Here is an 18,111-nt window from a genome sequence, read left to right on the forward strand (position 1 = left end):
CCCTCCTTTTCTTGGCTAGTTATTGTAGTTGGTCATAGTTTCCTCGAAAGAATGACCCGCTAACCAGTAATCAATAGCTTCAACAGCTGCACGCGTAGCTGTAAGCATTGGGGTATGGTCTTCTTTTGGAAATCTTGATAGGACGTGGTTCACAACGGTCCCGTCCTTACCCGGATGGCCGATGCCTAATTTAATGCGACGAATTTTGTCGGTGCCAAGGTGGGCAATCAGTGATTTCACACCGTTATGTCCACCAGCAGAACCCTTTTGACGTAAACGAATCCGGCCTGGATCCATATCTAAATCATCATAAACCACTAGGATATCCTCAACTGGAATAGAATAGTAGTGGGCCATCGCGCCAACCGCTTCTCCTGAATTGTTCATAAAGGTAGTCGGTTTTAGGAAAATCACTTTCTCTCCGTTAACAAAAGTTTCAAAGTATTCCCCTTTAAAGCCTGTTTTGTTGAAGGTCTCATTATGTTGGTAGGCCCATTCATCTAAGGCAATAAAACCGATATTATGTCGTGTATCCTCATATTTCTTACCTGGATTACCCAATCCAACAATTAATTTCATTCTTGATAGCTCCTTATTTTCGTTTCTAAATATTCATTCAAATACTTGGTGTCATTTTTGTATATTTATTTTCTAGTTATCGGGAGGTCAAACTCAAATTCATCTCATCTATAGTAGTGAATTGCCCTTTATTTGCCCGCGGTCATCTCGATACAAAGGCTTGGTTTTATTGTATCAATCCTTGTTAACACGCAAAAACCTGTACAGGAATCCACTCGTCCCTAACAAGTTATCCCGTACAGCCCTAATATATTCGATAGGTCTATTATACCACAAAGGGGCCCTGGCCTTGAAAGGCAAAAGCCTCGTCTGTGCAAATCATCCATTCTGATGCCGGTGGTCAGATTTACCGGAGGCCATTGGCCAAGGTCTTTTTCGGACTGATATTATTCCCAGCATCGCTAATGCTTCAAAAGTGATTTGGGATTTTCCCCGAATTTTCTATGACGCTTCTATCTTGTACGAAGCTTATGGTCCTACTCAACCATCCGCTCACTTAGTTCAGTTTGTTCACGTGTTATAGTGGTCAATTTTTGTGACTTTGAGTGGTCTTAGTTGGAAAGCGGATGCATTTTTGCCATAATAGGGATGGAGGCCCATTCAAAAGCGGTCATCCATCATCATCATCGCCCCATTTTTTCAAGAAATCGCCTGAAATTCGACACAATATTGTTTCGTCCGCAAGCATTTTATACATTTATTCACAAACTTTTCGCAAAATTTCTCATTTCCATTAGTACAGATTCAAACAGAGTATATAACAGTTTTTTTAATCTGTTAATAATGTTTGATATTAAGCATTTGTATCCGTTTGCAAATGGTATAAAATTACAATTATACTAAAATACTTGAAAAATATTGACAAAAACCTATTGATTTTTTTAAACAGGATGGTATGATTATGTTAAATATTTCACTAACTAATCAACAAGCTAATTTTTAAACCGATTGTTCACTAGCTTTGCACGGGTTAATGGAACATTTACCATATGGTTTGCTTTGTACACTATAAGAGACAAAAAGTTAAGGAGAATATATTATGTCAAAAAATGGTCAAAAAGTTATTTTAATTGGTGATGGTGCTGTAGGATCTGCATTTGCATACGCTTCTGTAATCCAAGGTGTTGGTAGAGAATTAGGAATTATCGACTTAGCTGAAGACCGCGTTGAAGGTGATGTATTAGACCTTATCGACGCCCTAGCTTACACATCTCCTAAGAAAATCTACAAGGCAACTTACGATGACTGTTCTGACGCTGATGTCGTTGTCATTACTGCCGGTGCTGCCCAAAAACCTGGTGAAACACGTTTAGATTTAGTGGATAAAAACTTACGTATCTTCAAGATCATGGTTGATCAAGTTATGGCTTCAGGCTTTGACGGTATCTTCTTAGTAGCAACAAACCCAGTAGACATCTTAACTTACGCAACTTGGAAATTCTCTGGCCTACCCGCTAACCGCGTCATCGGTTCTGGTACGTCATTAGACTCAGCCCGTTTCCGTCAAGAATTAGCCACTACATTAGATGTTGACGCACGAAACGTCCACGCCTACATCATGGGTGAACACGGTGACACTGAATTCCCCGTATGGTCACACGCAAACATTGGTGGCCAATCAATTTACGAATGGGTATCTCAAACTTCAGCAATCGACGAAGAAGCTTTAGTGAACTTGTTCTACCACGTACGTGACAAGGCTTATAAGATTATCGAGAAAAAAGGCGCAACTTACTACGGTATTGGTGTATCTTTAGTCCGCATCTTAAAAGCCATCTTACATGACGAAAATGCCATCTTACCTGTATCTGTTTACCTAGATGGCGAATACAACCAAAATGATGTTTACATTGGTGCCCCAGCTATCATCAACCGTGAAGGTATCCGTGGTATCATCGAAGCTGACTTAAACGACCACGAACAACAACAAATGGAATTATCAGCAACTAAACTACGCGACACCTTAGAAACTGCTTGGGCAAAATTAGACTTCTAATTGCCCAATTCATCCTACTACAAGAAGCTCATTAATACATAAAACCCCCTAAGTCCACACGACCTAGGGGTTTTTGCTTACTGTTTTATTAGAATAAATTAAATGTTTTCATTAAGGTAATCAAGAATACCAAGGTAATCATTGATAACATAGTTGTGAATACAACTGTTTGATTGGCTAAATCCCCGTCTCCGTCAGCAGCAATGGCTTGAGCATAAGACGATACAGCCGTTGGACCTGCAAAGGCAATCAGGATAGACACGATTGCATCCCCTCTAAAACCGAGAATAGCACCTAAGGTAAGTCCGCTTAATGGAATAATAATCAATTTATTGGCTACAGTAAAGATTAAGGCAAAATCGACATCTTTCAATTTGGCAAAAGAGAAAGTCCCACCCATGACCATTAATGCAAGCGGTGATACCATTCGGTTAATGTTGGTTAAAGAAGTATTGATGGCTTCTGGAAATTGTAGGCCCAGTAAGACAACAATCAAACCAATGAACGTGGCAACCACCATTGGGTTAGTGATAATACTTTTACCCATCTGTTTAAAAGAGACTTTATCTTCTGAATACAAGGAAAAACCGATAACCGACATGATATTCCAGAAGGGCACGATGATGGCCAAGGTAATAGTCACCATCCCCATATTTGCTTCACCCAATAGAGAGGTCCCTAAGGGTAAACCAAATAGGATGGCGTTCGCTCTGACTGACCCCTGCAGCATCACCCCGTAACGGGTCCGGTCATTGGATACCCTTGGAATAATAAAGGCTAGAATAAGGTATAGGATTAAAGCGATGACAAGAATATAAGTCAAGGCATAGCCGTTGAATGATTGCTTGAAATCAGACTTATAAATATTGGTGAATAAGTTGATTGGTAGCAAAATTTTAAATAAGGCTTTGTTGAAGTCTTGGAAGGAATCTTGTTTAATCATTCCCGCTTGGGCAAAAAATTGTCCAAAAAGCATATAGATTAACATCGGCATGACTGCATTAAACCCGATCATAAAGTTACCAAACATAAATTTCCTCCAATATAAAATGTTTTTGACAAACGCTCGGCGTGAATACCAAGAGACTGCGACTTTTCTCGCACCTGAATAATTTACAATAAACCCATTGTAGCCTACCACTCCAAGATTTCTACACATGGGAATTGCTAAGATAATAAAAGAGCAGTCCAGCCAACAATGGTAGGACCGCCCTTCTTCAATTTATCTATCACTCATTAAGGAGCTTATTCAATGACGTGGTGCATGCCTTTGAATTTTTCGTTGAATAACGGTGATACTGAACGGTTTTCGTGGATACGTACAATGGCTTCCGCGATTAATTCAGATACTGTTACTTGTTTGATTTTGTCGATACGTTTTTCATCTGGTAAGTAGATTGAATCGGAAACGACCACTTCGTCTAATACTGAGTCTTCTAAACGTTGGATTGCTGGGCCAGATAATACTGGGTGTGTACAGCAAGCCACAACAGATAATGCGCCCGCTTCTTTGATTGCTGATGCAGCTAGGGTAATGGTACCTGCTGTGTCTATCATGTCATCAATGATGATGGCGTGACGGTTGGCAACGTCCCCAACAATATTCATCACTTCAGCCACATTGGCTTTTGGACGACGCTTATCAATAATAGCAATTGGTGCTTTCAAGAATTCAGCTAACTTACGTGCACGTGTGACACCACCATGGTCAGGCGATACTACAACGATGTCTGAATCTGTGTATCTTTCATTGGTTAAGAAGTATTCAGCTAGTAATGGCGCACCGTAAAGGTGATCAACAGGCGCTTCAAAGAAACCTTGAATTTGCGCAGCATGTAAGTCTAATGCAAGAATACGGGTTGCACCAGCATTTTCCATCATACGCGCTACTAACTTAGCTGTAATTGGTTCACGCGGCTGCGCCTTACGGTCTTGGCGTGCGTAACCAAAGTAAGGAATAACTACGTTAATTGCTTTGGCACTTGCTCGACGACAAGCATCAATCATTATTAATAATTCCATCAAGTTATCATTTACTGGATCAGAAGTTGATTGAATAATATAAACATTATCCCCACGAATTGATTCCTCAATTGCAATTTTAATTTCACCATCACTAAAGTGTGATACCGACATATGACCTAATTCTACGCCCATTGAAGTTGCAATTTTTTCAGCAAGTTCTTTGTTTGAACTCAATGAAAAGATTTTTAGTCCATGATCGACTACAGATTCTGACATTTTTTTCCCTCCACAATACTGAATGCTCAGACACTCTTATCGTATCTATTCTACCATAGAAAAACGACGATTGTTAGCTAAATAGCGAATCGAAAAGTGTGAATTTGGTTAAAATATTTGCAGTCTTAGTCTTTTTTACCAATTGGTAACCTATCCCAAAAACCATCTTTATTTTCTTGGCGTGAACGGGCAATCCCTAAAGCCTTGCTTGGGACATCTTTGGTGATAGTTGAACCAGCTGCTAAGAAGGCATTGGCTTCAACATTTACAGGTGAAATGATAGTCACGTCAGACCCGATAAATGAGTTGTCCCCGATTGTTGAATGGTGTTTGTTCACACCGTCGTAGTTTGCAAAAATCACACCGCAAGAAACATTGATATTTTTGCCTAAAGTTGCGTCACCAATGTAAGTTAAATGACCAACCTTAGTGCCTGCACCAATATGCGCTTTTTTAATTTCCACAAAGTTTCCGATATGAGCATTTTCATCAATAACAGATGCCGGACGTAAGTGGGCGTTTGGCCCAATATCCACGCCATCTTTCACTTGGCTTTCTTCAATTTCAGAAGCACGGACTTTCACACGGTCCCCAATCTTAGAATCACGGATTGTTGTCCCTGCGTAAATATGGCAATCTTCACCAATCACAGTGTTCCCTTTAAGATATACATTTGGTTCAATCACTGTATCTGCACCAATTTCAACGCCCGCTTCGATATAAACCGCATCTGGGTCTACAATCGTTACCCCATTGCGCATATGGAATTCGTTAATACGTTTAAACATGGTTTGGTTAGCTTGTGCTAAGGCCACACGGTCATTAACCCCGAGTGACTCATCTAGGTTATCCATTTGGAAGGCCCCAACAGCCTCGCCAGCCTCTTTCAAGATTTCAATCACATCTGGTAAGTAGTATTCACCTTGCGCATTGTCATTACCGACTTTATTCAAAGCGTCGAATAATAAAGCATTATCAAAGACATAAGTCCCTGTGTTAATTTCAGTAATTAATTTTTCAGCATCATTAGCATCCTTTTGCTCAACAATTTTCACCACTTGGCCCTCTTTATCACGGACAATACGGCCGTAACCAGTGGGATCATCAGCAGGCGCAGTTAAAATCGTCGCTTTAAAACCAGCCTCTTCATGCACATCTAACAAACGCGCAATCGTATCCGCTGTAAATAAAGGGGTATCACCACAAATGACTAAAGTCGTACCTTCTTTATCAGCCAACTCACTCGCTGCTTGTTGCACCGCATGCCCAGTACCCAATTGTTCCGTTTGTGTCGTATAAGCTGTACGGTCGCCCAATAACTCTTGGACCGCTTCCGCACCATGCCCGACAATTGTCACCACTTCATCAATCCCAGCGTCATTCACACTAGTCAATACGTGGTCTACCATAGGTTTACCCGCAACTGGGTGTAACACCTTATACAACTTAGACTTCATACGAGTCCCTTTACCTGCTGCTAGAATTACTGCATAACGGTTGCTCATTATGTACATTCACTCCTCTAAAATCATTTATCCACTATTCAATATTTATCTCAATATTACTAATTCATTGTATCGAATTCCAAGCCGTTCGACCAGTCCAGATTAATCCTTGTGCCGTCTAGCCCCTTTATTCTTATTATCACGCTTCCGATTCTTCTTCCGTGCCTTCGCCGGTGCCGCCGCTTTATTCGCTTGTTTTGTTTTTTTCACCCGCGCTTTTGCTTTGACAGCCGCCCCCTCTTTTTCTTCCTGTAAAAGGGGTTGATCTTCGTCGTTCTGGCTCGCACTCGGTACCTGGTCCGTCAGTTGCCCCCCATAAGTATAGAATGCTGTCAGCTGAATATCATCACCAACCTGCTTCTTCAAATCTCTAAGTGAACGGTCGTTAACGAAAGTCAAGACAACCCCATCTTTCCCCATACGGCCAGTTCGCCCAGCCCGGTGGGTATATTGCTCAGGTGTCGCTGGTAAATCATACTGAATAACCAAAGGTAGGTCTTCAATATCCAAACCACGTGCCGCCACATCCGTTGTAAATAGGTAAGTATATTCACCCTTCGTGAACTTGGCAATGGCTTGCTGGCGGTTTTGCGCCGCCATCTTCGAATGCAGATAAGCCGTTTGAATATGGTTGAACTGCAATTTTTGTTGCAACTGTTCAATTTCAGCTACCGTACGAACAAATACTAAGGCCCGCATCCCCTCAACTTGAGCAAGTCGACGCAACATATCGTCACGCTTACGAACAGGAACATTAATATAGCCATCTTGTCGTTGTTTTTCAAAGGCCGTGCCTATTTTTTCAGCTGCCAATTCAATCACAGGTTCAGCCAATAAGTCACTAGCTAAACCAGCCAAAGTATCTGGTACTGTTGCTGAGAATAAAGCCACTTGCGCTCTACCCGGTAATTTTTTAACCAATTGCTTGGTTTGGCCAATATGTTCCTCATCTAACAAGGCATCCGCCTCATCAATAATGATGGTATCCACTTCATGAACCTTCAACTTACGTTGGTCAATCAGTTCAATCATCCGGCCCGAAGTCCCGACAATAATATCCGGTCTTTCTCTGATTTTCTCAATTTGCCGCTTCACATTCGCGCCACCAATAATTTTCATGGCTTTGAAGTCAACAGCTCGTGCCCACGCTTGGACCACGTCCCCCACTTGGGAAGCCAATTCTTGTGAAGGTACCAAAACAATTAGTTTCAAGCCCCCATTGTATTGACCTTGAGATGCTTCTCGTTCAGCCACCATTCGGCTTAAAACCGGTAGTAAATAAGCCAAGGTTTTCCCTGAACCTGTTGGTGCTGATGCAATCACACTTTGGGCATCATACATCGGTTGGAAGGTCTCAGTTTGAATATCAGTTGCTTGGCCAAAGCCAGCTGACTGCCATTTGTCCTGAAGCCCATTAGGTAATTGGCTTACAAAACCAGTTATTTGTGTATCATTTTCCGTCATTTTAGTCCTCTATTTCTTTTTTCTATTTTACTGCTTATGGTTCAATATTGGCTACAAAAGATAAGGGCCATGGTTAGGCCCTCTTCTTTATGTCAATAACCCCTATTTTTTCTTAGGGTCCTTCACAATAAATACATCTTCATTTAAATTATCAGAGAAGATTTTCTCTGTATTTACGTTTTCATCTACGACAGTTCTTTCATTTGTTTCTGGGTCCAACAAGATATAAGATGACTTAATACTTGGGTTATGCGGCACTTTCTCTTCATCATCAGCCTCATATTTAGGGGCTTCAATTGTCGAACGGTCTACTGCGTCATCATCATAGTCATTATTGTCTACAAAAGGATTTTTTCTTGGATCTGTCATGTCCGTTTCCTCCTCATTCGGCACCAATGTATAGGCACCAACATTTGCTTCTTCATCAATGGCATCAATAATTTCTTGGCTACTTGTGGCATCCGGTGTTACTGAAAAGTACCCTTGCGCTTGCGCACGTTCTTGCTTGCGGGCTAGATATTGGGCTTCTACTTGCTGAAAGGTTACCCCACCCTCTTGCTCAGTGATGTAATCAATGGATTTGGTCAAGCCGTCAACAGCCCGGTCAATATCCGTTGTTAAATGGACAGCAATCACTTCTGGGCGGTTGTTTAAACGAATTGGGAAACTTGATGGCCCAATCCCGCGTGAAACCACCATTTGCTTGTCAGGGTTACCGGGTAAGTAGAAAACACCTGCTGTATACTTGGGAAATTTCCCTTGGTTAGGAGCAAATAATCCACCGATTCCCGGCACGCGGATTTGACCACCATGGGCATGACCTGATAAAACCAAATCAGGTGATTTATTGATATTTTCATGGTAACGCAAGAAGGCTTCTGGATGGTGGGCCAATAAGATTTTTGGTTGCGCCATTTGATCAGCTGTTAAATCTACTGTTCTCAAGGCATCTCCAACTAAGAAATATTTATTCTTTTTATCATCTAAGCCCATCAAGGTCAGCGGTTGACCCTTATAAGTATAAGTAATAGCCCGGTCATTTAAGTGGACAACCCCTGCTGCCCCCATAGTCCGAACTAAAAGATTGTGTTGTAAGGACACCGCGTCATGGTTACCAAAAGTCGCAAAAGTTGGCGCGATATCTGTTAAAGCTTTAAAGAATGTAAACAAAGTCGCTTCGTCTAAATTAGACGCATCCGTTTGGACAATATCTCCCGTAATCGCGATGATATTTGGTTGCATATCATAGACATGGTCTAAAATATCGTTCAAGTCAACATTTTGTTCAGGTAGGTGTAAGTCAGACAGATGGGCAATGGTGAAGCCATTTAAACTGTCCTTAAAACGAGGATTCTCGACAAAGTAATCTGTCGTTCCAACAGTATAATTTTGCCACCTAACATAAGCAGCACCTAACGCTAAGGTACCCAAGCCTAATAAAGTGTTGAAAGCTGATTTTTTTGTCATAACAATTCCTCCTTGGTTTTTATTTCCCAAACTCAGATCTCACACAGCCTAGGAAATTTGCTTTATCTACATGTGGCCCACTTCAAAAAGGACCACCCTGTACTTGCTAGCTTTGTTGTATATTTTACCATATCAAACCCAATCCTTATAACACAAAGGTGAAATATACCGATTCTAAGCTACTATTCCACTCACACATTCAAATTACTGCCCAAAACGGCCTCTGCGTGGTATAATCTTGGATTGAATGGACTTTAAAAGTATTTAAAACATACATGTTTCGTGTGTTAATAACCTTCTAGAATTAACACGATAGCACACGATAATTCCCAAATCGTATATCTTTTAATTGACTATATTTGAAAAATATTAAATTTAGTTTCAATATAAGAATAAGAAGGTGGTTATAGAAAGATATCGCACTATTTTCATATGGCATTAGTGCGTAAGTTAGAACGTACTAGTTGCTAGCATGTGCTTTTAAGCATTCCCAGCTAATGTGGCGATAATTTGATTACATTTCGGATAGTCAAGATTGGCCATATTTCAATATGAGTGATACTTCTTCTAGAAAGTTCACTAGCATAGTAAATAGTAATTGCGATATAAGCGATAACCTATATTTATGAAATGATTCTTTTAAATTTAGAGGCCTGATGCTAGGGCCCCTATTATTGACGAAAGGAGGCCAAGGATGGCTAGTGAGTTAATTGAGAATTTGTTGACCCTTGTACCAGCTTTGCCTGGTTGCTACATTATGAAGAATGCGGATGACCAGATTATTTATATTGGTAAGGCGAAGAATTTAAAAAATCGTGTCCGTTCTTATTTCAAGTCGACCCATACTGGGAAGACGGCTCAGCTTGTCAGTGAGATTGACCATTTTGACTATATTGTCACGCAAACGGATAAAGAGAGTTTGCTGCTGGAGATTAATCTGATTAAGAAACATCAGCCTCACTACAATATTCGCTTGAAACATGGGACTATGTATCCTTATATCAAGATTACCAATGAGCGTGATCCGCAGATGATTATTACGTCTGTGGTGGAGGATGATGGTGGTGAGTACTTTGGTCCTTATCCGAATATTTACGCGGCATCCAGTACCCTTGACTTGCTACAGAAGACCTATCCTTTGCGTAAGTGTGGGAAGAATGAGAAGCGGGCTTGCTTCTACTACCATCTTGGCCAATGTATTGGCCCTTGCGACCATGAGGTGCCTGTTGAAGAGTATAAGGCGCAGAAGGCACGGATTCGCCGTTTCCTGAATGGTGATGTGAAGAATATCAAGGATGATTTGAAGGGGAAAATGGCAGCCGCTTCTGAAGATTTGCAGTTTGAGCGAGCTGCTGAGTATCGTGATCAAATCAACTATATTGAACAAACGGTTGAACCGCAAAATATCATGTCCAAGCAGTACAATGACCGTGATGTCTTTGCCTTTTACTTTGACAAAGGTTGGATTTCAATCCAAGTATTCTTGTTACGACAGTTTTCCATTATTAAGCGGGACTCAGCCCTTTTCCCAGTGTATTCTGACCCTGAAGAGGAGTTGACTTCCTACATCGTCCAATTCTACCAAGAAGCTAACCACACGAAGCCTAAAGAAATTTTGGTACCTGGAAACTTGGATAATGACTTGATTGCGGATACTGTTGAGGTGAAGGTATCGACACCTAAACGAGGCGACAAGCACAAGATGCTGCAGATGGCGGAACGAAATGCCAAGATTGCCCATCTAGACAAATTTAGGTTGCTGGCCATGAAGGAACAAAAAACGACTGGTGCTATTGACCAATTGTCAGAAGCTTTGAACTTGCCTTATTTGAAAGTTATTGAAAGCTTTGACCATTCAAACATCCAAGGGACAAACCCGGTATCGGCGATGGTGGCCTATGAGGACGGACGGCCAAACAAATCTATGTACCGGAAGTACAAGATCAAAACGGTTGATGGCTCAAATGAGTTTGCGACAACACAAGAGGTTATCCGCCGCCGGTATGGTCGACTCCTGAAAGAAAATGGGAATTTCCCTGATCTAATCTTAATGGACGGTGGCGCAATCGAAGTGAATGCTGCCAAAGAAGTTTTAGAGGATGAACTTGGATTAGACATCCCAGTGGCCGGTATGGTCAAGGATGATAAGCATAGGACGGCCAACCTGATTTTTGGTGACCCGCTAACGATTATCCCGCTTGATCCCCGGTCACAGGCCTTCCATCTCCTGCAACGGATTCAAGATGAGGTCCACCGGTTTGCTATTACCTTCCACCGTAAAACAAGAAGTAAACAATCCTTTACCTCTAAACTGGATGGCATTGACGGTGTGGGGCCTAAGACACGGACCAAGGTCTTGCGTCACTTTAAGACCATGAAAGCCGTTCGTGAAGCTACGATTGCGGATATTCAAGCATTATCTATTCCAGAAAAAGTGGCGGTTGAAATTCATAAGGCTGCTTGGGACGGGCAAAAAGACTCGCCCTATGCAAATGAAGACCTTGTTGATGGTATTAAAACAGTTGCTGCTGACGAAACGAAGGCAGTTGACGAAATCCTGTTAGATATTAATCCAGATTTAAGTGAATAAACAGAAAAGGCACCTAACCTCATTCGAAATTGAATGGGCTAGGCGCCTTTTTCTATTGTGCTAGTTTTTCGACGGCTGCGATTAGGTCATCCAGCTTTTTCTCTGTTCGCGTCATCAAGTAAATCGACACAAATATGGGAAAGCCGACATTGCCAATCAGTTGCATGGAAACATCCAACATATCCAAAACCACCACCTCCTTATATAAAGGAACGGTGGTGGTTTGTTTTTTGACAAGTATTCAATTAATTTTGCTGATCTGGATCGATTTCAGGATCATAGTCTACATCTTTGTCGAAATCCCCAGGGTTTAACATACCGTTTTCACCTGAGTCAGCCTTGTCTGCTGCTAGAATAACATCCTTGGCGTTTTCGACTTTACCAAAATCCGTACGGTCTGGTGTGTTGTAGCCCATAATGTTATAGGGTTTCTTTTCCGGCGTTTGGTCTTCATTGTTTGCTGCATCATCTGAGCTTGCTTGACCACCAACAACAAATGAGTGGCGTACGGCTGCGGATTCTGATGCTGGACCTGCATTCAAGTCAAAGCTTGGCTTTTCTTGTGCTGGTCTTTCTGCGTTGTAATCAGACGCTTCTACCGTAAAGTGGTTACGGATTGCTGAAATAGGACCTTCACTTGCTGTATAAGTTGCTTGGTAAGGTTGACGTACATATGCGTCTTGACCTACTTGGTATGAACCACGTATGGCTGAAGACCCATCTGCATTATTATCAGTGACTGCATCTGCTTCATATTCGCTAGATTCAGTCACTTCGTCATCTTGACCAGCTTTTTCTTCGTCAGCTATGGAGAATACTGCGGCAGCGCCTGCTGCTGCAGCAGCTGTTTCACCAGCATGCTTGTCAGCTTGGTCAGCGGCACTTGGTTCTTTTTCCGCTTTAGTATTACTAATCGCCTGGTTAGCGGCTGTACCTGTTGCGACGTCATCAGCTGGATGAATGGCTGTTGCGTTTTCCGTAAAGGCTGGACGTTGCTCGGTGTGGTAGTCGTTTACTGGTGCGTCTGGTGTTAGGTCTAATTCTGGAAAACGACGGTCTAAGTCATCCCCATGTTCGTCAGTAATTAAACGGTATAGTAAAGCTGTTGCAATCATTTGACGGATTGTATATTTAATTGAGAAGATCATGATGGCTATGGTCGCGATAATCGCTAAGATAGCAATTAGGATACCACCGTTATTTAAGAAGGCACCTAATAGTCCTAAAGCACCAAAAATCACAATACCTAGTAAGACTGGGTACAGGGCATTTTGGACACCAATCCAGAATAAAGTCCACTTGTTCCCATTCATCATGACTTTAGACACTTTCAGTGGCTTACGGCCACCAATGCGGTCATTGTCAAATAGTAGGTAGCTGTTCATCGCTAAACGCAAGGTAACGATTGTCATCAAGATAACATATAAGATGATAAAAAGAAGCACTAAGCCTACTGCAAGACCGGCTAGCCCTGAATAGTCACCTGCTGTTAAGTCAGTTGGTGGCGTTAAAGATTGGCCAGTTAGGTAGAAGATTCCAGCACCAATACCACCAAGTACTAGAGCAAACAAGATTGTCCATAAAAGGATAACTATAGTATAGATAATTTGGTTCCAGATATTACGGAAATAACGACGTTGGAAGGGTTCGAAAATGTTCCCAATGTGGAAACGGTCCTCATCCACCAATCGCAACACCGACCAGTCAACCCCTAAACTTAATGGGAAAGAGATAAAGATAGAAATAATCATCGATGCAATACCCGCAACCGTCAACATAGAATCTGCTGCGGTTGTCGTATCAGTTGTTCCGGTAATCATTTCAATTGCCCAAGTAATCAAACCTGTAATAATCCCGGTAACTAAAGTCGCACCAAAAATCGCTAGGGTATTCCCCTGCTGGATGGCACTCGCTTCTTTGTTTATCTCCGAAGCTTTTCGTGAAATTTTATAAGACATTTTACACACTCCTTTTTTTGTTCACCCTTTTAAAATCGATCACTTACATTTTTTCTTCTGAATGCGAAAAATACTATATACCTTATTATACATGAAAACCATTTATATACTGAAGGAAAATGTCACACACTTTCAGTTTCAGTCATTTTCCCCAAGCCAAAGGTCTCTCTAAAACGGATACCAATCTCATTTAAGGCATCTTCTGATTGGGGGAAAATCCCTATTTTATCGACAAAACCATGGTCTAAACCCCGATAACGGAAGAAGGACGTTTGGACACCATTTGTCACCAGGCGCTTGGCATAGGCTTCTGACTCAATCCGCAAGAAATCGTATTCCGCCGTCACAATAATGGTCGGTGGCATTTGTTGAATGGTTTTATCTGAAGCAAACAGCGGCGATACCAGTGGATCTTTGAGGTCCACATGTTTGGCATATAACTTGTTGATATAATGAACGCCAATTCCAAGCGACTTAACGATAAAGGTAATAATCTCGTCATTATCATGGATATCATACTCATCCAATGACCATTCGTAGCCTGGCGTCTCTTTCATAGCCATATTAACAATTGGATAAAGGAGGATTTGCTGTTTAATCCACTGGTTACCCGATTCGATGTCATAGATATTCATGGCTGCAGCAATATTAGCACCCGATGAATCACCCATGATGGCTATTTTTCCAGGGTCTACACCTAGCATTTCAGCGTTATCACGGACCCAACCAAGCATCGCGATTCCGTCCACTAAGGCGTGGGGAAAGGGTTTCTCTGGTGCCAAGCTATATGGAAAGGCCACTACAACAGCACCGGCCTTATAGGCAATCCCCCGGCAGGTATTGGTAATGGTATCAAAGGTCGTCCCAATAAAGCCCCCACCATGAAGGTAAAGGATTACAGGTGCTAGCTCATTTGCTTGTTGCACTTCATCCGGATAGAAGACCCGGGCATGCATAAACCGTTCTTCAATAGGGAAGTCATACTCGCGAATAGTCACTTGACCGTCTGAAATGTCCCGGTTTAAAGTCGTCCCCACTACCCGTCGATACAAGAATAGGAAGGGGTTATATTGTTTCTCGATAATGTTGTTGAGGTATTGAATCACTGGCGTCGGGTCCCGGTGAATTTTAATCGACCCAACCAAGCGCTCGTCCAATTGGCCGCCAACATCTGAGGTCGGCAATTTTTTTAAGATAAATTCACCATTTGGAAAAGTCCGTCTGGTATAGCGATTTTTCATTAATTTGACTTGTTCATAGTATCTTAAATCTGGCTGTATTTTTGGTTGTCGCTGCCGTCCGACAGTCGAAATGATTCCCATGATTGGCCCCTTTCAAATGTTGAGTCTCGCGTCTATCGTTTATGTTCGATGACCTGCCGCCAACTTACAAGAATCCCCCTATTAGCGTATCCTGAGTGGCCTGTCATTGAGAAAAGCACCCCAAGTAGAGTTAGCGCTCAACTCAGCGTGCGTATGTTCTTTTAGCAAAATATTTAGACAAAGAAATTGAAGATGCTGTAGCCAATCAAGAATAGCCCTACTGTAAAGATAAAGTTTCCTACTGCATAGGTTTGGAAGTTGACTTTATCTAAGGTTGGAACTGGGCGGTATTTCATGTAGAAATAGTTACCGCCAGTTGATCGGTTGACCGTTAATGCGACAAACCAGTAAACCGCAAAAGCCCCTAGTGACACGATTAAACCGTGGATTGAGGGTGTCCATCCTGTGGTGAAGTAAGCGAAGAATGGGATCAAAATCGTGATAACGTGGTTTAAAAAGTAGCTTAGGCCTGATACGTGGTAAATTTTGTTGATACGGCTTGGCATAAAGAATGAGAAGTAAGCGTAAAGTCCGAAATAGAATAATACTTGCATGATCATTTGGTTACCTGTTAGTAGGTAAATCAGTCCCATTATGGTTGATAGGCGACAAATGTGCAGTGGCAAGGCTTGTTTTAAGTCGAATTTGGTCTCGAAATAATACCAAGAGTATAAGAGTATTTGTTGTAAAATGGAAATGGTAAACATGACACGACCAATAACTACCTGGTGGCTGTTGATAAAGTCTCTAAAAATAAACATGGCAAGTAAAATCATAAAGAAGGCCGCTAAGTATAAGATATGCGCCAGTGAAAATGCATTAATAAAGGGTGCATCAATATTGACACAGTTCAAGTAAATCTTTTCTTTTAGCCCTTGTTGCTTGGCTTTACGGCGACTTGCTTGTTTATCCCATGATTCCATGAATCGTTCACCATTTTCCTTTCAATCCCATTCAAATAACATCATCCCAATAATACTTCCTTTAGCGTTCAGTTTAGTGTGGCGCGGTTCTTCCGAGCTCTTTTCTTCTTCATATTACCAAAGACTTTCGCACTTGCTCAAGTAGAAAACTCTTTTGGGAGCGTTTCGTTTTTGTAAACATAATCTTTACTTATTGTTTACCATCCATCCCAAAGAAAAAAGGCCTAAAACCTCCCCGTAAATGGTGATTCTCAAACCTTTCCTCATGTATTCTTTTACGACTTATCCACTTAACCACTATGGCTAGCCTAGTGCGGCGATTTCGCGGTCCATTTGTAAGACAATTGCCGCAAGCATGTCTCGCTCAAACGCGAACTGGCCACTGCGGAAATGATAATCAATATTTTGCCGGGTCATGTAAGTCATATTGGCAACGGCTGTGGCATAGCCTTTTTTAAATAAACCGGTGATGAAATACTTGTTTTTATCGACTTGGTCAAAGACTTCCAGCCACTTGCTAGTTTTACGGGCTGAAAAGTTGATATCTGCCATAGATAATAATTTTTCATCGTCCGCATATAGGGCTTGTTTGGCTTGGTCTAGGGCAATCAAGTCTTCCCCTAAGAAATCTTGAGTCAACATAGATCCGTCAACATAGACAGGGGCTTGGATTTCATAGAGGAATGCCAACACCCTGGCAACCGGCGTTTGTTCTTGGATAATTTTTTGCCAGTTAATCAATTGCATATTTAATAAGCCGTCTTCAAAAAAGTTCGCATTGTATAGAATGTAGCCTTCGCCCAATTTCTGTGCTTCTTTTAATACTTGTTCTGAATAGGTTAATGACTGGGCAATATCCTCAGATAAACCTAGCCCCCCATTGATTTGAATGGGGTAAATGGCCTGTTGTAAAAGGCGGTAGTATAAGAATGCTGACATACCATCGGCAAATAGGATGGATTGCTTATGAATGGCATGGTCTAATTGAATATTGTCAGACAATAAGGCTGGTTGGAATTTGCTTTGAATCATGGTTTGGGCCTGATTGATAATTTCAAGGGCCACTTGTTGGTCTTTAATCGCAACCTCGTAGGCTAACGTTAACATTACGCCCATTTCTTCCCTCCTTCGCTCGTTTTATTACTTCGTCTAGAAATGCTTTGTCTTCATCTTACCTAAGAATCGTCAAGAATGCATTCTTTTCTTCAACATCCAACAATAATTTGAGGAATTTTTTGTTGTAAGTCGCGCCTAGGTGGCCTGATAAGGCATCTAGGTTGACTAAGTAGATGGTCGTGGGTGTTTGCCGTGAAGTTAGCATGTCGTAAAGGGCGTCTAGATTGGCACCGTAATAGCTAGGGAAATCTAGGGCTTTTGCTAGGTAATCGTGCAAGTCCTTTTGCCCATAAAGGTCTTGTCCATCAATGATAAGTGTTTGCATACCTGTCACTCCTTAAGATTAATAGAGTTGTTGGAAGGATTCGTAGTGGTCGTCCGTGTAGTAAATATCGCCGTCGTCTGAATAGATAATGCGTTCAGCGCCGCGGAAGCCGCCGTCATAATTAACGTCTGCTTCTCGGTAGTCGTCTTCTTCTGGCAGTAGGCCTTCATAGTTTCCAAAATAATCGCCACCAATTGACATGCCTTCTGCTACTTCCCACAAGTTGCCGTCGCTAGATTCCCAACCTAAATCTTCGGCTTCGGATTTGGTGATATAGTTTTCCGGTAGTGTGTCATATTGGTCGATGTAGGCAGCTACTTCTTCAGGACTTGTGTAAGTTCTGTCTTCAGCCACTTGGACTGTGTCCCCGTCTGTTGCTTGAGCGGATTCTGTTGCAGATTCACTAGTCGTTGAAGAATCTGATTCGCTGTCAGCTACTTGTGCTTGGTCACTTTGATTGTTGTTCTGGTCGTCCATATTCCACGGTTCTTGCGAGACATAGATTGCTAACGCCGCTAAGATTATCCCAATAACCGTTTTCGGTTTTTTGATCAGCTGCTGGATTGCTTCTAACTGATCTTTCCGTGGATTCATCATCTCTCGTCACTCCTTCAAATCGAAAAGA

General features: G+C 41.8%; 15 protein-coding genes. 2 read left to right on the top strand and 13 right to left on the bottom strand.

All coding sequences use genetic code 11. The features are described 5' to 3' along the window. Nucleotides 1-15: 15 nt before the first annotated feature. The gene (gene pth, locus A6J77_RS03005) at nucleotides 16-579 is read right to left on the bottom strand and encodes an aminoacyl-tRNA hydrolase (protein WP_083068098.1); all 564 of its coding nucleotides are present in this window, start codon (nucleotides 577-579) and stop codon (nucleotides 16-18) included. A gap of 1,039 nt (nucleotides 580-1,618) precedes the next feature. On the opposite strand from pth, the gene A6J77_RS03010 reads away from it, so the two are divergent. Then, nucleotides 1,619-2,575 (top strand): L-lactate dehydrogenase, encoded by a 957-nt coding sequence (locus A6J77_RS03010; RefSeq protein ID WP_083068103.1) that lies wholly within the window; start codon nucleotides 1,619-1,621, stop codon nucleotides 2,573-2,575. A gap of 88 nt (nucleotides 2,576-2,663) precedes the next feature. Here A6J77_RS03010 and A6J77_RS03015 read toward each other — a convergent pair whose 3' ends face one another. From A6J77_RS03015 to A6J77_RS03035, 5 genes are all read right to left on the bottom strand, one after another. Beyond that, nucleotides 2,664-3,605: an AEC family transporter gene (locus A6J77_RS03015; RefSeq protein ID WP_083068104.1), complete on the bottom strand. Its 942-nt coding sequence runs from the start codon at nucleotides 3,603-3,605 to the stop codon at nucleotides 2,664-2,666. Nucleotides 3,606-3,820: 215 nt separating this feature from the next. Further along, nucleotides 3,821-4,816, bottom strand: coding sequence for a ribose-phosphate diphosphokinase (locus A6J77_RS03020; protein ID WP_083068106.1), 996 nt, complete (start codon nucleotides 4,814-4,816; stop codon nucleotides 3,821-3,823). A gap of 125 nt (nucleotides 4,817-4,941) precedes the next feature. Next, nucleotides 4,942-6,321, bottom strand: coding sequence for a bifunctional UDP-N-acetylglucosamine diphosphorylase/glucosamine-1-phosphate N-acetyltransferase GlmU (gene glmU / locus A6J77_RS03025; RefSeq protein WP_083068107.1), 1,380 nt, complete (start codon nucleotides 6,319-6,321; stop codon nucleotides 4,942-4,944). A 102-nt stretch (nucleotides 6,322-6,423) separates the two neighbouring features. Continuing rightward, the gene (locus tag A6J77_RS03030; RefSeq protein WP_083068109.1) at nucleotides 6,424-7,785 is read right to left on the bottom strand and encodes a DEAD/DEAH box helicase; all 1,362 of its coding nucleotides are present in this window, start codon (nucleotides 7,783-7,785) and stop codon (nucleotides 6,424-6,426) included. A gap of 102 nt (nucleotides 7,786-7,887) precedes the next feature. Beyond that, on the bottom strand, nucleotides 7,888-9,252 hold the full coding sequence (locus tag A6J77_RS03035) for a metallophosphoesterase (RefSeq protein ID WP_083068111.1): 1,365 nt from the start codon (nucleotides 9,250-9,252) through the stop codon (nucleotides 7,888-7,890). Nucleotides 9,253-9,946: 694 nt separating this feature from the next. On the opposite strand from A6J77_RS03035, the gene uvrC reads away from it, so the two are divergent. Then, complete coding sequence (gene uvrC / locus A6J77_RS03040; protein WP_083068113.1) at nucleotides 9,947-11,842, top strand: excinuclease ABC subunit UvrC; 1,896 nt, start codon at nucleotides 9,947-9,949, stop codon at nucleotides 11,840-11,842. A gap of 52 nt (nucleotides 11,843-11,894) precedes the next feature. On the opposite strand, the gene A6J77_RS03045 is transcribed toward uvrC, so the two are convergent. The 7 genes from A6J77_RS03045 to A6J77_RS03075 form a co-directional block, all read right to left on the bottom strand. Continuing rightward, the gene (locus A6J77_RS03045; protein WP_003143129.1) at nucleotides 11,895-12,023 is read right to left on the bottom strand and encodes a YvrJ family protein; all 129 of its coding nucleotides are present in this window, start codon (nucleotides 12,021-12,023) and stop codon (nucleotides 11,895-11,897) included. A 64-nt stretch (nucleotides 12,024-12,087) separates the two neighbouring features. After that, nucleotides 12,088-13,800, bottom strand: coding sequence for a DUF975 family protein (locus A6J77_RS03050; protein WP_083068114.1), 1,713 nt, complete (start codon nucleotides 13,798-13,800; stop codon nucleotides 12,088-12,090). A gap of 122 nt (nucleotides 13,801-13,922) precedes the next feature. Continuing rightward, a complete protein-coding gene (locus A6J77_RS03055; RefSeq protein WP_083068116.1) occupies nucleotides 13,923-15,122 on the bottom strand; it encodes an alpha/beta hydrolase in 1,200 nt (399 codons plus the stop codon). A gap of 173 nt (nucleotides 15,123-15,295) precedes the next feature. Beyond that, on the bottom strand, nucleotides 15,296-16,045 hold the full coding sequence (locus A6J77_RS03060) for a TIGR02206 family membrane protein (protein WP_083068119.1): 750 nt from the start codon (nucleotides 16,043-16,045) through the stop codon (nucleotides 15,296-15,298). A gap of 303 nt (nucleotides 16,046-16,348) precedes the next feature. Further along, nucleotides 16,349-17,161, bottom strand: coding sequence for a hypothetical protein (locus tag A6J77_RS03065; protein ID WP_083068121.1), 813 nt, complete (start codon nucleotides 17,159-17,161; stop codon nucleotides 16,349-16,351). A gap of 55 nt (nucleotides 17,162-17,216) precedes the next feature. Further along, nucleotides 17,217-17,486 (bottom strand): barstar family protein, encoded by a 270-nt coding sequence (locus A6J77_RS03070; protein WP_083068123.1) that lies wholly within the window; start codon nucleotides 17,484-17,486, stop codon nucleotides 17,217-17,219. A gap of 18 nt (nucleotides 17,487-17,504) precedes the next feature. After that, nucleotides 17,505-18,083 (bottom strand): ribonuclease domain-containing protein, encoded by a 579-nt coding sequence (locus A6J77_RS03075; RefSeq protein WP_083068125.1) that lies wholly within the window; start codon nucleotides 18,081-18,083, stop codon nucleotides 17,505-17,507. Between the last annotated feature and the right edge of the window lie 28 nt (nucleotides 18,084-18,111).

It is taken from the genome of Aerococcus viridans (genome assembly GCF_002083135.2).
Classification (GTDB): Bacteria; Bacillota; Bacilli; order Lactobacillales; family Aerococcaceae; genus Aerococcus; species Aerococcus viridans_C.